Annotated in this window: 13 protein-coding genes and 1 pseudogene; 5 read left to right on the top strand and 9 right to left on the bottom strand. The window is 61.6% G+C overall.

Annotated elements, in window-relative coordinates:
• Positions 1-30 precede the first annotated feature (30 nt).
• Complete coding sequence (locus ACSKB9_RS32435) at positions 31-1,407, bottom strand: O-antigen ligase family protein (RefSeq protein WP_438078234.1); 1,377 nt, start codon at positions 1,405-1,407, stop codon at positions 31-33.
• 600 nt (positions 1,408-2,007) lie between these two features.
• On the opposite strand from ACSKB9_RS32435, the pseudogene ACSKB9_RS32430 reads away from it, so the two are divergent.
• The 3 genes and pseudogenes from ACSKB9_RS32430 to ACSKB9_RS32420 form a co-directional block, all read left to right on the top strand.
• Positions 2,008-2,373: pseudogene (locus tag ACSKB9_RS32430) on the top strand (polysaccharide biosynthesis/export family protein); the annotation flags it as partial.
• Positions 2,374-2,575: 202 nt separating this feature from the next.
• Positions 2,576-3,157, top strand: a complete 582-nt coding sequence (locus ACSKB9_RS32425) for a polysaccharide export protein (protein WP_438078232.1) — start codon at positions 2,576-2,578, stop codon at positions 3,155-3,157.
• A complete protein-coding gene (locus ACSKB9_RS32420; RefSeq protein WP_438078230.1) occupies positions 3,154-4,431 on the top strand; it encodes an acyltransferase family protein in 1,278 nt (425 codons plus the stop codon). The genes ACSKB9_RS32425 and ACSKB9_RS32420 overlap by 4 nt, the downstream gene beginning before the upstream one ends.
• On the opposite strand, the gene ACSKB9_RS32415 is transcribed toward ACSKB9_RS32420, so the two are convergent.
• Entirely contained in the window at positions 4,367-5,662 is a 1,296-nt protein-coding gene (locus tag ACSKB9_RS32415) for a glycosyltransferase family 4 protein (RefSeq protein WP_438078228.1), read from the bottom strand. The genes ACSKB9_RS32420 and ACSKB9_RS32415 overlap by 65 nt on opposite strands.
• Before the next feature lie 270 nt (positions 5,663-5,932).
• On the opposite strand from ACSKB9_RS32415, the gene ACSKB9_RS32410 reads away from it, so the two are divergent.
• Positions 5,933-6,802 carry an asparagine synthetase B family protein gene (locus ACSKB9_RS32410; protein ID WP_438078226.1) on the top strand — a complete coding sequence of 290 codons (870 nt, stop codon included), beginning with the start codon at positions 5,933-5,935 and terminating at the stop codon, positions 6,800-6,802.
• Positions 6,705-7,874 (top strand): asparagine synthetase B family protein, encoded by a 1,170-nt coding sequence (locus ACSKB9_RS32405; RefSeq protein ID WP_438080498.1) that lies wholly within the window; start codon positions 6,705-6,707, stop codon positions 7,872-7,874. The genes ACSKB9_RS32410 and ACSKB9_RS32405 overlap by 98 nt, the downstream gene beginning before the upstream one ends.
• Before the next feature lie 13 nt (positions 7,875-7,887).
• Here ACSKB9_RS32405 and ACSKB9_RS32400 read toward each other — a convergent pair whose 3' ends face one another.
• From ACSKB9_RS32400 to ACSKB9_RS32370, 7 genes are all read right to left on the bottom strand, one after another.
• A complete protein-coding gene (locus ACSKB9_RS32400) occupies positions 7,888-8,166 on the bottom strand; it encodes a hypothetical protein (RefSeq protein WP_253606956.1) in 279 nt (92 codons plus the stop codon).
• 2 nt (positions 8,167-8,168) lie between these two features.
• Positions 8,169-8,381, bottom strand: coding sequence for a hypothetical protein (locus ACSKB9_RS32395; RefSeq protein ID WP_028333410.1), 213 nt, complete (start codon positions 8,379-8,381; stop codon positions 8,169-8,171).
• Positions 8,382-8,807: 426 nt separating this feature from the next.
• The gene (locus tag ACSKB9_RS32390; protein WP_438078223.1) at positions 8,808-10,004 is read right to left on the bottom strand and encodes an NADH:flavin oxidoreductase/NADH oxidase; all 1,197 of its coding nucleotides are present in this window, start codon (positions 10,002-10,004) and stop codon (positions 8,808-8,810) included.
• Between the two features lie 55 nt (positions 10,005-10,059).
• Positions 10,060-11,067 (bottom strand): LacI family DNA-binding transcriptional regulator, encoded by a 1,008-nt coding sequence (locus ACSKB9_RS32385; protein ID WP_225158765.1) that lies wholly within the window; start codon positions 11,065-11,067, stop codon positions 10,060-10,062.
• A gap of 220 nt (positions 11,068-11,287) precedes the next feature.
• A complete protein-coding gene (locus ACSKB9_RS32380; protein ID WP_438078221.1) occupies positions 11,288-12,175 on the bottom strand; it encodes an MBL fold metallo-hydrolase in 888 nt (295 codons plus the stop codon).
• Entirely contained in the window at positions 12,172-12,984 is an 813-nt protein-coding gene (locus ACSKB9_RS32375; RefSeq protein WP_438078219.1) for an aspartate/glutamate racemase family protein, read from the bottom strand. Before ACSKB9_RS32375 ends, ACSKB9_RS32380 begins: the two co-directional genes overlap by 4 nt.
• 8 nt (positions 12,985-12,992) lie before the next feature.
• Entirely contained in the window at positions 12,993-14,366 is a 1,374-nt protein-coding gene (locus ACSKB9_RS32370; protein WP_438078217.1) for an MmgE/PrpD family protein, read from the bottom strand.
• Between the last annotated feature and the right edge of the window lie 6 nt (positions 14,367-14,372).

Below are 14,372 nucleotides of genomic sequence, written 5' to 3'. Positions count from 1 at the left end.
GCAGCGCCGAACCGACCGGCTTCGCGCCTGCTAGCGTGACCTCACGACGTTGACGGGAGTGGACGGCGGCCTGAACCGCGATCCGTGGGTGCGCCGCATTGCTGGACGCCTGGCTATCCGCAAGCTGGCCGCGGGACGCGCCTGCCCCCAATATCTGGCAGCTTCAACCGCGGCTATAACGAACACGACCCACAGCATTTCGAAGCCGCGCATCCACGTGCTCTCGAGACCGTTGGTAATAGCAACGTAGAGAACAATCGACAGCAGGATCCATGCCCGCGAAAGATCAAAACGCGCCAGGCGACCAATGCCGTGTATCGTCGCAAGGATGAACGCGACAAGCAGGAAAAATCCCGCATAGCCAAGTTCGAGCAACGTGTCTTCATACCCATTGTGGGCGTTGGGCATCTCCTTGACCCAGCCCGGCGCTTCCACGATGCTCGGCGCGTCGGGTCCAACCAGCCAGAACGACTGATAACCCCAGCCCAGCAGCGGCTTCTTTGCGATTTGCATGTTTGCAAAATCCCAAATGATGGTACGGCCTGTGAAAGTCGAATCGCCGTACAGCATGTACGACACGCGATTCATGCTGAAGCCGGTGACGAACGAAAAAGCCATCCAGCAAATCGGTATCGATACGACAATCACCCACACCGGAACGCGGATAGCCCTGGAAAGCTTGAGCAAGGCCCAGGCGAACGCAGGGACAAGCGCCGCAAGAGCAAGCGCCGTCTTTGAATTGCTCAGCAGCAGCAGCGCAACAGACATCAGCGCGGTAACGATGCCGAGAATCCGTCGCCGTCCGGGATGAAGCAGTTCATGGAGCGCAAGCAGGAATGCAACGGCAGCGCATTCGCCTAGATAGTTCTTGCCCGAGAAATAGCCGGGGTAGCCCCACGTGGCGAACTTCACGTCGATCGGCGGCCTGCCCATGACGAACAGCATGTTGAGCACGGCAGCGATAAAGAAGCACCAGAACAAGCCGCGCAGCAGGTCGGTCGATCGAGTTGCAACGATCGCCGGGAGCGCGATCGAGGCAATGATCATGGCCTGCTGCGCAAACCTGATCCCCGAAGCCTCCGGCTTGAATGCCCAGGCAACGCTCGCCCCCGCCAGTGCAAGATAGGCAAACAGTATGATCAGGATCGGCGGAAAGCGGAGTCGCGACCGATTGCGCAGCGCAACGACGAGCGCGGCTGCGGACAGGATCGGCCAAAAGATTTTGCTCTCTGGTCGAGCTTCCAAAAGACAAGCCGAGTCCGTCGGACTACAGGTCACGAGGATCAGGGGAAAAGCAATCGTGGCGTAGACACAAGCCAGCAGCGGGATGATTGCGTATCTATCGATTACCCGACCGGACGGGGCCGCCAAGCCTGGTCGCTGAGAACGCAATACGGCTTCGTGCATGCTCGGTGCCCGTCAACTCCAGTCGCCAAGGCAGCACGCTGATCGTTAATCGCCTGCCTTGCCCGATCGTGGGGCCGCGCAGCGATACGATCAGCCTCTCAATGGCGCTGGCGCCAACACGTACTCAGACACGGCTCCGAACACCAACGATAAGTCAATCTTTCCTGAATTTTTATAGTGAACGCTTCGTTAACGCTTGTCCCCTAGCGTGGCGCACAGGGCGGGCTGTTTCGCTTGGTCGATTGATATTCCGGGAAATTGTGGATGCCGCGTAAGTACATGTTTACTCGCGCAAATTTCTTCCGAGCCTCTGTCCGGCAATACGGCGGTCGATGCCGGACGGCGACGACCGCAAGCGGCGCGCAAACAAGCGCGAAGAAGAGACCGGCGTTTACCAAGACTCCGTTCGTTAATCTTCGTTAACCAGGGTCCAATGTCGTGCCGAGAAGTGCAGGCAAGAGTAGTCAACAAACGCCGTGCCTGACCACTCGCGAAGTGGCGCCGGCGCATTCGGCTGGCAATTCCTCGCGTCTCAGTGGTAGCCGCCTATTGGGCGCCCTGGCCATCACAGCGACAATCGCGCTCGCTGGCTGCTCGACCATGCCGACCTCGGGACCGGCAAGCTCCTATGTCCGCGCGGGGCAGACCGACCCTGAAAGCGTGCACTATGCTCTGGTGCGCCTGACGGCTGACACCGAGAGGGTCCTGGTGCGCAACTCCAGGCGGATCGACCGTGTTGTCACGGATCGCCGCGGCCCTCCCGAGATTCGTTTTGGCATCGGCGACACGGTCAGCGTCACGCTGTTTGAATCGATGGCCGGTGGCCTGTTTACTCCGACCGAAGCCGGCACGCGTCAGGGAAACTATGTCACGTTGCCCAATCAGGCCGTGAATTACAAAGGCAACATCACGGTTCCGTATGGTGGCTCGATCCGCGCTGCGGGCCGGACCCCGGAGGAAGTCCAGAATGCGATCGTGAAGTCCCTGCAGGACCGTGCGATCGAACCACAGGCAGTGGTTGCGCTGGTGGATCAGAAGGCAACGTCCATCAGCGTATTGGGCGAGGTCGGAACGCCTGCACGCTTGCCCGCAAGCGCCAGCGGCGAGCGGCTGCTCGACATCATCACACGCGCGGGCGGCCCCAGAGAATCCCGGCTTCGATACCTGGGTGACCCTCGAACGCGACGGCCGGCAGGGTACCGCACCGTTCGGATCGCTGCTCAGCCAACCGGCAAACAACATCTTCGTTCGCCCCCAAGATACGGTCTACGTATTCACGCAGCCGCAAACCTTCCTCGCGATGGGCGCTTCCGGGCAACAGGGGCAGTTCTCGTTTGGAGCCTGGCGCCTGACACTGGCCGAGGCCATGGCGAAAGCGGGCGGCCTCAAGGATGATCACGCCGACCCTGGGTCCGTGTTTATTTACCGCGGGGAGCCCCGCGAAGTTGCCAAGCAGCTCGGCGTCGACTGCACTCGCTATAGCGGACCCCTTGTCCCCGTTATCTATATTCTCGATTTGAGAGATCCCGGCGGCTACTTCATCGCGACAGAATTCGAGATGCGGAATAAAGATGTCATCTTCGCGTCCAACGCAAATTCTGTCGAAGCGACAAAGTTCATGACTTACCTGCGGATGATCATCGGCACAGTGAGCGATCCAATCGTCGCCGGGATCGATGCCTACACGCTGAAGGGACTCGCCAACGGCAGCATCTCTGGCGCGACAACCATCGTTACGTCGTCCCGATGACGACAATTGGCCTGGCGGAATCGGCTCGCGCGGCAGGTATGCTGCCGGCAACCGAATCCGCCGAGGCAACAGTCCGCGACCGGTGGCCCCGCCTTCACGGACACATTCCTGCGCTCGACGGCGTGCGGGGACTTGCCATCGTCATGGTGATGCTGCTGCACTTCGTCGGCAATACGTTGCCCACCAACGCTGTCGAGAAGATCGTCGTCGGAATCACCAACTACGGCTCCTACGGCGTCGAGTTGTTCTTCGTCCTGTCCGGCTTTCTCATCACGGGCATCCTCTATGATTCAAGGGAGGAGCCGAACTTCTTTCGCAATTTCTATATACGGCGCGTGCTGCGCATTTTTCCGCTCTATTATGGCGTGCTTGCGCTTGTCTTCTTCGTCGCTCCGCTTTTGAGCCCGCTGCGTGGTCCGACCCTCGACTATCTGATAGATCGTCAGACCTGGGCCTGGCTGTACGGAGTCAACGTCTACATCGCATGGAACGGTGACTGGTCATTCTCGTATCTGGAGCATCTCTGGTCGCTTTGCATCGAGGAGCATTTCTATTTCTTCTGGCCGCTCGTCGTATATCTGGTCGCGGAGCAACCGAGAAAGTTGATTGCGGTCAGCCTCGGCCTATCCGTTGTTGCAATGCTGGCTCGCTTGGGCGGCTCCTTGGCCGGACTTAGCTGGTGGACAACGTATGTGTTGACACCGTTTCGCCTGGACGGTCTGGCCCTTGGCGCCTTTCTCGCCGTGGTGGTCCGACAACCGGGCGGACTTCAGCGACTTGTAGGCGCCCTTCCATACGTTGCGTCCACTGCATTTGGCTTGCTGTCCCTGACTTTCATCTGGACGCGCCTGGTGACCGACCAAGGTAACGCTTTCGTCCTTCCGGTTCGGTCTTCCATCATCACCGTGCTGTTGGCTTGTCTCCTCATCTGGGTGCTCGTTGCGCCAAAGCGTTCCTTGGTATCGCGCCTTTTCTGCAGCCGACCGCTGATGTTTCTCGGGACCTATAGCTACGGCCTGTACGTCTACCATCACTTTATATCGTACTATCTCGTGACTCACCGAACCGAACTGGCACTCGGCGAATGGCTCGGCTCTCACAGCGCAGCCGTGGCAATACAGGCGACAGCGGGAGCACTCGTCTCGCTGCTGATCGCTTATCTGAGCTATGAATTCGTCGAAAAGCGTTTCCTGGACCTGAAGCGGTTCTTCAACGCTCGGCGCGCCGTTGCTGCTGGCGAAGCGTTGGCGCCTTCCCATCCGTACCGCAACTGATGGCAAGCCTCGTACGGTAAAAGCCCTCGAGAGCGCGAGCTGCTGAACTCCAGGCATACTTGCTTTCGGCCAAATGCCTCGCGGAACGTCCGAGATCCGCAGCGCGATCGGCATAGCCCAGTAAGCCGCTGACACGGGCGGCAAAGCTCTCGACATCGTCCGCGATCATGATGTCACGATCCGGCACGGCCTCGATCCCCTCGGCGCCCAGGGTCGTCGAGACGATTGCCTTGCCCATCGCCATAGCCTCGACAATCTTGAGCCGTGTCCCGCCTCCCAATCGCAGAGGGACGGCGACGACCGCCGCCTCGGCAAGATGCGGCCTCAGATCCGGCACGAAGCCGGTGAACTCGATTCGCGGACCCGCCAGCGCCAACAGGGCGGAGGGCGGCGACCCGCCAATGATCTTGCAACGCGCATCCGGATGGCTGGCCGCGATGCGCGGCCATATATCATTGATGAAGTGGATGACACCGTCGACATTCGGTGCATATGACAAAAGGCCAAAGAACACGACAGTGCGCCCGTCGGGCTTCGGATCGTCGGCACGCGGGCGATAGAACTCGATATCCGCGGCATTGGGAATGACAGTAGTCCTGGCTTCCGGCACTTCTTCAAGCAGCCGTCGTTCGTCAGCAGCGCTGCACAGATAGACGCCATCCGCGTCACGATAGGTCCCGAGCTCCTCCTTCCGAAGCTTGCGCCAATTGACTTCGGAATAAAGGCGACGAAACAGGCTGTCGCCGCTTTGGGCGTACTGGCGGGCAAGGTCGTAGTCGATATTGTGAGAATCCACGACCAATACCGGAAGCTTCTCTCCTGCCGGCGCCTTGCGCAGTTCGTAGTGACCAAGGAACGTGAACTCGAGATTAACCACGTCGAAGCGCGTCGACCCAAGCAAGTCATCCAGCGTCTGACGCACGACGTCTGCCGTGATTCGCAAACGCTCGAAGCTGAGGGGCGATACCAGGGAGCGGAGTTGAAGCAGGCGCTTCGGCATCCCATCGCGACCGAACGGGTTACGCACGAGCACCACCTTGCGGCAGTAGGCCTGCATGGCAGTTCGGCATTCCTCGATGTCGTGCTCGTCATCCACGAGCATGACTGCCGTCAGGTCATGGCGCTGAGCCAATTCCGTCATCAAACCGTGCATACGTGCCTGCGCGCCGATCCGCGGCGGGCTCGCAGGCATTTGTGACACGAAGAGAATATTTAGGCGGTCTGAGTGCATCGATCCAAACCTGCCTGCCGACGTCGACAGGTACTGAGATGCTCGCTGGGGCCCACATTCACATAGCTCGGCTTACTCAATGCTTAAGCCGAAGCCTTGCGTTAATAGTTGCCTCGTTCCTCTTAACGAAACAATGATAGAAAGGCGGCGTGTCCATTTATCCGCTTGGATTTTCGACGTAAAAGCATTGCCGAAGCAGTCTTGGTAGGTTCTCCGCAACGTTACCTCGTGCGGGCCAGCTCAAGCTCAAGCCGCGAAGGCGACGATTGAATGTGCGGTATCTCGGGTATCATCGGCCGGCTTGACGAAAACAACCGGGCCGCGCTCGCTCGGATGAGCAAGGCCATGATCCATCGCGGGCCGGACGGCCATGGCTCGTGGGCTTCGACGCCGGATGCCCGCGGCTGGGGTGTCATGCTTGATCACCGCCGCCTCTCGATCCTTGATCTGTCGTCCGCCGGCGCTCAACCGATGGTGGACGATACAACTGGGCACGTGATTTCGTTCAACGGCGAAATCTACAACTATGTCGCCCTGCGCAAACGCCTCGAGAGCGAAGGGCAGTCTTTTCGGTCCAGCGGCGACACCGCCGTCATGCTGCGGGCGCTCGGGCTGCATGGCCTGGAGGCAGTTGGATGGCTGCGCGGCATGTTCGCATTCGCAAGCTGGGATCCGCAACAGCGACGACTTCTGCTTGCGCGCGACCAGCTCGGCATCAAGCCGCTCTATATCGCGCAGTCCAGCAATCCGAACACGACGTGGTCGCTGATATTTGCATCCGAATTGCGTGCATTGCTGGCCTCAGGCTTGCTAGGAACGCCGCGTCTTGATCCGCAGGCGGTTGCGAGCAACGTATGGAACGGGTTTGTTGTCGGCCCCTGCACCGCCGTTCAGGGCGTTGAACTTCTTGCGCCGGGTCACTACGCCGAGTTTGACGGGACAGGCCGTAGAATAAGCGAGCGCGATTTCTGGCGCATTCCCGGAGAAGTCGCCAAAACCGACAATGGACGAAGCGACGCTTGCCTCGATCCTCGACGCAGGGATGAAGCTTCACCTCGCCAGCGATGTGCCGCTCGCCGTTTTCCTGTCGGGCGGCATCGATTCCTCCGCGATGGCAAATCTCGCGCAACGGACCGCTGACGCCCCGGTTCATACTTTCACGCTCGCGTTCGAGGACCAGCAGTTCAACGAAGCGCCGTTCGCAAGGCAGACCGCTGCGGCAATCGGCACTCAGCATCATGAGGTGGTGTTGTCCGAGCAGCGGTTCGTCGACAGTCTGGACGACGCCCTCGATAGTCTCGACCAGCCAACCTTCGATGGACTGAACGCCTATTTCATCTCCCGGGCCATTCGCGAAGCAGGCTTTACCGTCGCACTGTCGGGAACCGGGGGCGACGAGCTGTTCGGCGGGTATCCGACGTACCGCGATCTTCCGATCTTGCAGCAGTGGTGTCATCGGGGCCGCACATTGCCCAGAAAATGGCAAGCCAGGGCTGCAGCTTTGTTGACTTGGCCCCTGCGACGATCCTCGCATCCCGTGCCGCCTCAAACGCGCTGGGCGAAGCTTCCGGATATGGTCGATCGTAGCGAGGATCTGCTGGCGTTATACCAGATGGCCTACGCGCTCTTCCTGCCTGGATTTCAGGGTGAATTGCTTGCACCGGATTTCGCGGGCGCGCTCGTGGAAGGCCTTCCCGACGCGATGCGCCGGCGGCTGACGGCCGAAACGGCAGGCCGTACCCCAGTTTCCGCTATTAGCGTGATGGAACAACGTCTCTTTTTGGGTGAACGCCTCCTGCGCGACAATGATGCAGCAAGCATGGCCAGTTCGCTCGAGCAGCGCGTTCCGCTGGTCGACCACGTGTTGTTTGAAAGCGTCGACGCCCTGTCGGACCAAGCGCGATATCAGCCCTTGGGGCGCAAAGATATGCTTCGGCGGATCGGATTGCGCGGTCTCGATCCTGCGCTCTTCGAGCGCCCAAAGACCGGCTTCGTCATGCCCTTTGACCGATGGATTCGCCGCGGATTGAGGGACGCCATGGATCGAACCATGCGCGATCCGCAGGCGATCGCGCCTACCGGCCTGAATCCCGACGCGGTTGAGCGACTTTGGCGAGCCTTTCTCGACGGAGCGCCCGGCATGTACTGGTCGCGGGTCTGGTCCATCTACACGTTTGTCCGTTGGTGCCATCGCAACGGCGTTTACGCATGAACAGCGAGTGCCTTCACCGGCTCTCTCGCCGCTCACTCTGACCATTCGTCCAATCGATAACGTCGAACTCGAGCCCTCGCTTCAACATCTCCGCCTCAAGATCGCGGGCATGCCGCTTCCATTCGGCCGTCGACCGGACTCGGAATTTGGGATCTTTGCCGCTTGCCTCGAATTCATCGTCGGCCTCGAGCGCGCCGCGGATAGCTTCGTATATCATCCTCAGACTGGGATCGGTGATGGCACTGCAGGCCATTGGTTTCAGTGTCTCGATCTCGTCGAAGTTTTTGCTCATGACTATGGTCGATCCTCATCTACGCGCGCTAGCGCGCCTTCGATGACCTCGATCTCCTCGCGGAGGATATCGCTCACGATCGACGGCTTGAACCCTGGAATGGTGTGCATCTGAACATCATCCAGCAGTTGCTGACGATGGTGCCTCAGCTTTTCCAGGGCTTGGCGATCTTTCAACGAAACGTAGCCGGCAACAATCTGCTCGATGGCTTTCATCGGAAATGCGCTCTACAATAAGAATAACGTACTGCAATCTCTCGATTAAATTGGCCAAATCGCGTCCTGACAAGACCCCCGCCTTGGTGCTCGTGCGATAGCGTTAACGCTCAGTCCGTAAAAATCCGGACCTCCACGACATGATTCCGCCGCTTGTCGGGATCCGGCTGAAAGCGAAGAAGTCGGTTCGATCGTCTTTGTCGAGTTACTTCCACGCAACACGATGGGGAGGGTGCAGAAGAAGCCTGTTGCGCGACCGCTTCGCCGATATCTACTCGACGCAAGTTCAGCAGCGAACCTGAAAACGCGCTGCGCGGACCCGCGACGTGATACCCGTCGCGCGGTACCGCGGATCTTCAAAGATAGCAGCGATGCCGCGGACGGCGTTCCGTTCACCGGCTGCGAGCGATGTGTGTGTGACGCCGGTCAGGAGTGACGCGTAACGACGCCCGTTGGCGTGGCAAAGCCCTGGAGAGTCTTGATCCGCTTCTCGAGCCACCAGCCGAACTCGGGCGACCAATCTTCGAAACGGCTGTTGATGCCGAGATCGTGCGCCCAGTGGTGGGCGATGTTGGGATTGAACTGTGACTGCCGCCCGACGGCAATGAGGTCGGCCTGGCCCTTTTGAAGGATGGCCTCGGCCTGCTGCGCCTCGAGAATGATGCCTACGGCCATGGTGGTGACATCCGCCTCCTTGCGCACGCGCTCGGCGAAAGGAACCTGGAAGCCGAGGCTGCGCGGCACTTGCGCTGCCGTAGCCGCGCCGGAGATTCCGCCGGAGGAACAGTCGACGACGTCGACGCCGCGCGCCTTCAGCTCGCGCGCGAAGGCGACCGTATCATCCATGTTCCAGCCCTCGACGGTGCCGTCGACGGACGAGACGCGCACGAACAGCGGCATGTCCGCCGGCATTTCGCGGCGCACCGCCTCGACGATCTCGAGCGGCAGACGCATGCGCCCGGCGCGGTCGCCGCCATACTCGTCATTACGTGTGTTGGAGACCGGCGACAGGAACGAGGCCAGCAGATAGCCGTGCGCGGTGTGGATCTCGATGGTGTCGAACCCGGCGGCAACCGCCCGCCTTGCAGCGGCTGCCCAAGTGTCGACCATGGCCTTGCACTCGGCGGTGGTCAATTGCCGTGGCGTTAGCCAGCCCTTGGCGACCGGTTCGGCGGTCGGGCCGACCGGTTGCCAGATCCTGGCGCCGGCTTTCAGATTCTCTTCGGTCAGCGGCCCCATGCCTTGCATGGCGGACTGTGCCGACGACTTGCGGCCGCCATGGCCGATCTGAATGCCGATCGCCGTCCCCTGACGCTTCATGAAGGCGACCAGCGGCTTGAAGCTCTCGGCCTGCTCGTCATTCCAGATGCCGAGATCGTTTTCGTTGGTGAGTCCGACTTCCTCCACCGCCGTCACTTCGACGAAGACGAGCCCAAATCCACCGAGCGCATAGCGACCAAGGTGTACGAGATGAAACGCTCCGCAGGTATTTCCTGGTTCGCAGCTGTAATGGACCATCGGCGGCACGACGAGGCGGTTCTTCAGCGTAAGGCCTCGAATCGTGAGTGGCTGGAACAGCATCGGCCGCTCGTCTTCATTGCCGTTGATCATTTCGCCACTCATGGAACTATCTCCTTGCATGCTATGGCCGTCCGGTCGTGCCATGGACGGCAAGTCTTCAGGTACGTCTTGGGGGCCCCAGCGAGGCGCGCGGGATGAACTCGTTGGGCACGAGCACGCGCCGCGGCTCGTGCGGACCGTCGTTTCGGATGCGATCGAGCAGCATGCCAGCCGCAATCCGGCCGACCTCCGCCTGATCCCAGCCGATGATGGCGACGGCCGGCGAGACGAGCTCGGCGAGCTCGGAATGGCCTGACGCGATCAGCGACACGTCCTCCGGTATCCGCAGGCCTCGCCCGCGCACCGCGCGCAGCACGCCCGACAACATGTCGATGCCGCCGGAAATGATCGCGGTCGGAGGGTTGCGCTGGCCGAGCAATGCCGAGGTGATACGAAATCCAGCGCCGGGCAGGAAGCTCCCGGCGTGAACGAGCGAGGGATCGGGCTCGAGATTTCGCGCGGCAAAAGCCTCCTGATAGCCGCGAACGCGTTCGCGCGCCGGATAGAGCCCGGCGTCGCCGGTGATCAGCGCCACCCGCCGATGACCAAGATCGAGCAAATGACTGACCGCGACACGCATCCCTTCGGCGTGATCGGCCATAACGGCATCAGTCCAATCCGGCTGATCACGATCGATCAGCACGATCGGAATATCGAGATCGCGCAGGAAGGCCTCGAACTCACCGGCGACCGGCGTGTACGGCCCCATCATCACGCCGTCGGCCTGCCGCCGCGACAGCCGGCTGAGCAGCTCCCGCTCACGCTCCTTGCGGCCTTCCGAGTTGGAGATGAGCAGCGAGAAGCCGACCTCGTCCAGCACGTCGTGCGCGGCTTTGACGAAGCCGGCGAGTTGCGGAATGTTGATCTCACGCAAGATGCAGCCGATCGTGTGGGTCGACCGGATGCGCATGCTCTGCGCCACCGCGTTCGGCGTATAGCCCAGATCATCGATTGCGCGCTGGACCTTCCGGCGGATGTCGGGATGGACGGTGGCATTGGCATTGAGCACCCGCGACACCGTGCCGGTCGATACGCCCGCTGCGGTCGCCACGTCGCGGATCGTCAATTTGCTTCCGCGACCTGCCGTTTGCTGTTCTGCCATCACCATCACCGGGGCTGAGATCTCAATCCCCTGCACAATACGCGGAAGCCAATTCGGCCGCAGGTGCTATCAGCCGGCCGAAGGCAAATGATTTGTGCATTTCTCCACCGTGATCCAAACGGCCTGGCCTCCCGTCCTTGTTCCGGAAACGATCAGATGGCGTCGGCTTCGATGATATCGCGGCTCATACTTCGAACGCCCACTGCTCTGCCACCAGGCTGTACCGGCCTGCCTCACGCCGCATATGTCCGAACCCGGGGAAATGCAGATGCATACCGCCGACCAGCATGTCGTCAGTGACCACCATGTCGAACATCATCTGACGAGCGGCTGCGGCAGCCTCGGGGTCGGTATCGAATTCCATCGTCACTTCCGGACGTGCAACCTGGATCTCCGGCACATGGACCGTGTCACCCCAAACCACCATTGATTCGCCGCCGCACGATACGACATAGGCGGCGTGGCCGGGGGTATGACCGTGGATCGGGATCGCCGTGACGCCCGGGAGCACCTCGCCCTTCCGGAATGTCTTGACGCGATCGGCAGCCATATAGGGCTTCAGCTGGGTGCGGCCGGCCTCGAAATAGCGGCGCCGGGGCCGCTCGGCCGCCTTGGCCATCGCCTCGTCGTTGAACCAGTGATTGATCTCGTTCTCATGGACGATGACTTCCGCATTGGGAAACAGCCGCGTTCCGGTTGCGGCATCTGTCAGCCCGTTGGAATGGTCGGGATGGACATGGGTCAGCAGCACCGCGTCGACCGAGGCCGGATCGATGCCGGCGGCAGCGAGATTTGCCGGCAGGCGACCGCAGGTCGGCCCCATCAGATCCGCTGATCCGCAGTCGATCAGGTAGGTCCGGTTGTCCATGCGCACGGCAAAGGCGTTGACCGAGATGCGCGGCGGCGAGGTGCGATGATCGCGCGCCAGAATGGCCTTGGTTTCCTCCTCGGGGATATTGCGAAAGATCGTGTATCCCATGTCGACGTAACCGTCGCTGAGGCCGGTGACCAGCGCGTCGCCAAGCCTGCGGTGATAGACTCCTGCGACTTGCGTTGAGGGTGAAGTGCTCATTGTGCGTCCCCTTGCCAAAATCTTGCAACGATCGCTGCATCGTCGCGCCTGTGGTGCCAGCTCCGGCCCACGCCAAGTTGCGCCTTCGACCAGAGCCTGATCTGCATCAGCGCGTAGGCCCAGGTAACGGCAAACACGTCCATCACAGGAGCACCGGCGATGCGGTAGACGCCGTGACGAACCAAGAGTTCCGCCAGCACGCCTTCCGCCGGAATGATGACGTCAGCGCCGCGCGCCACCAGGCGCTCGGCCGCGGCGGTGAAATTTGCGATGACCGGAGCCGGGTCGGCGTAAGCACGCGCCAGCTGCGGCTCGTCGAGCGGCGGATCCATCGCCGCGACCTCCAGCACACGCGCGGCGAGCTTGTGCTTGTCGACCGCCACCTTCGTCATCCACTGCACCGCCGGCGCATTGGAGATCAATGCCACATAGCTGCCGAGCGAGCAGCCGACCAGAAGACCACTCTCGGTCAGCGAAGCGACGGGAATATCCACCGCGGAGCGGATCTCGCGCAGAAACGGCTCGCTGAACGAGCCGATCACGAAGGCATCATAACCCTGCCGCTCGGCCGCGATCGCATTGTCGATCACCCGGCTGAGAATGCGGTGATAGGCGAATGCATTGCCGAGCACCGCAGTGGCCGAAGCGCCGGCGTATGATCCGGACGGAAGCCCGTGGACGACGACCTCGGCGTCGTCGCCAAGGATTTCCGCCGCATGGGCCTCGAGCGCGCGCTTGTAGACTTCGAGATGATCGAGCTCGTTGACCGACTGGTGCCAGATCCGCGGCGTCGATCTCTTCCCAGGCATTGCCGCGCTCATGCGTCGCCCCGATCGTTGGTCAGGCGCAGCGAACGGATCGACCCGAGGTCCTCGATATTCCAGAGCTGCTCGAACAGTGCTGCGGCCTGGCCTTGCTTGAACACCCGGGTCGCGCAGTCCATGAACTTATCCTGCAGTTCGTCGCGCAAAAGCGGGCGCTGCCAGCTACCCTTGGCATGAACCACCGGCGCGTGCTCAAGCACTTCGCCCGACGTCAACACGACGCTGACGCGGTCGGCCGGCGCGAACGGCTGGTCGCCCGGCATGATCTCGTCCGTCGTCGTGCAGCGGACCTTGGCGAAGGTAGCGCCGACGTCGGGCCGCGAGACGAACTCATCGGTGAGCTCGGACAGCCCGACACGGCCGGCGATCAGCGCGGCGGTCATCGCGAATTCCATGCTGAACTTGGCCTCGAGACCGGTCTGCGGATTGGTGTTGCGCAACATCAGCCTTTGGGTGACGCCGGTGTGGACCCGAATTTCCTTCACGTCGTCGGGTTTGAGCTTGTGCGCATTCACCAGGCCAATCATCGCGTCGATCGAACGATGGGTCGCATAGCAGGTCGGATAGCGCTTCACATTGATGCCGAGATCGGCCAGCCGCCAGTTGCGGCCTATATCGATCGTCCCGTTTTCGATATCCGGCGTGCCCGATGGCGAATGGGCGCGCAGGAAGCCGGTTTGGTGCTCGAGCACGTCCAGCGATGCGGTAAATCCCTGATCGGCGAGGCGCGCGGCAAGCACGCCGGATTGAGCGGTGCGGCCGGCATGCAGCGATTTGGTCATGGTGCCGAAATTGGCGACCAGTCCGGAGGCGAGCGAGGCGGCGATCGCGATGGCATGCGCGGTCTTCGTGGAGTCGAGATTGCGCAGCCGCGCACAGGCGGCCGCGGTGGCGAGCGCGCCCATCACGGCCGTCGGGTGAAAGCCGCGCTCATGGAGGTGACCGGGCTCCAGCGCAATGACCTGCGCCCAGACTTCGTAGCCCGCGGCATAGGCGGCGAGCGCGTCGGCGCCGCTGGAGTTGAGCGACCAGCCTTCGGCCAGGATGGCCGGCACCAGCACCGTGCTCGGATGTCCGGCCAGCGCCACGTCGTCATAGTCGAGCACATGCGCCGCGACGCCGTTGACGAGCGCAGCATCCGGCGCCGCGAGATTGCGGCCCGACGGAACCTCGGGCGCGCCGTCGTTCTGGGTGGACGCGGCCACCATCGCCGACACGATCCGCACCGGCTGCTCGGCGGCACCAGCGATCATGACGCCGACGCAGTCGATGATGCCGGTCCGCGCCGCCTCGCGGCAGCGGCCGGACAGATCGGACAGCTTGAGGCCGGCTACAAAATTGGCCGTCTGACGCGTGATATCCAGCATGGGTCG

Origin of the sequence: Bradyrhizobium sp. BR 1433 (assembly GCF_051547665.1) — a bacterium.
Classification (GTDB): domain Bacteria; phylum Pseudomonadota; class Alphaproteobacteria; order Rhizobiales; family Xanthobacteraceae; genus Bradyrhizobium; species Bradyrhizobium australafricanum.
Note: the sequence above shows the minus strand (reverse complement) of the source record. Positions and strands in the feature narration are given on the sequence as shown.

Excerpts from the sequence above, each read along its gene's own strand:
- ACSKB9_RS32390 (WP_438078223.1), bottom strand. The coding sequence starts at position 10,004 with ATGAGTGGCGAAATGATCAACGGCAATGAAGACGAGCGGCCGATGCTG.
- ACSKB9_RS32395 (WP_028333410.1), bottom strand. The coding sequence starts at position 8,381 with ATGAAAGCCATCGAGCAGATTGTTGCCGGCTACGTTTCGTTGAAAGAT.
- ACSKB9_RS32370 (WP_438078217.1), bottom strand. The coding sequence starts at position 14,366 with ATGCTGGATATCACGCGTCAGACGGCCAATTTTGTAGCCGGCCTCAAG.
- ACSKB9_RS32400 (WP_253606956.1), bottom strand. The coding sequence starts at position 8,166 with ATGAGCAAAAACTTCGACGAGATCGAGACACTGAAACCAATGGCCTGC.
- ACSKB9_RS32405 (WP_438080498.1), top strand. The coding sequence starts at position 6,705 with ATGAAGCTTCACCTCGCCAGCGATGTGCCGCTCGCCGTTTTCCTGTCG.
- ACSKB9_RS32415 (WP_438078228.1), bottom strand. The coding sequence starts at position 5,662 with ATGCACTCAGACCGCCTAAATATTCTCTTCGTGTCACAAATGCCTGCG.
- ACSKB9_RS32410 (WP_438078226.1), top strand. The coding sequence starts at position 5,933 with ATGTGCGGTATCTCGGGTATCATCGGCCGGCTTGACGAAAACAACCGG.
- ACSKB9_RS32420 (WP_438078230.1), top strand. The coding sequence starts at position 3,154 with ATGACGACAATTGGCCTGGCGGAATCGGCTCGCGCGGCAGGTATGCTG.
- ACSKB9_RS32375 (WP_438078219.1), bottom strand. The coding sequence starts at position 12,984 with ATGCCTGGGAAGAGATCGACGCCGCGGATCTGGCACCAGTCGGTCAAC.
- ACSKB9_RS32380 (WP_438078221.1), bottom strand. The coding sequence starts at position 12,175 with ATGAGCACTTCACCCTCAACGCAAGTCGCAGGAGTCTATCACCGCAGG.
- ACSKB9_RS32435 (WP_438078234.1), bottom strand. The coding sequence starts at position 1,407 with ATGCACGAAGCCGTATTGCGTTCTCAGCGACCAGGCTTGGCGGCCCCG.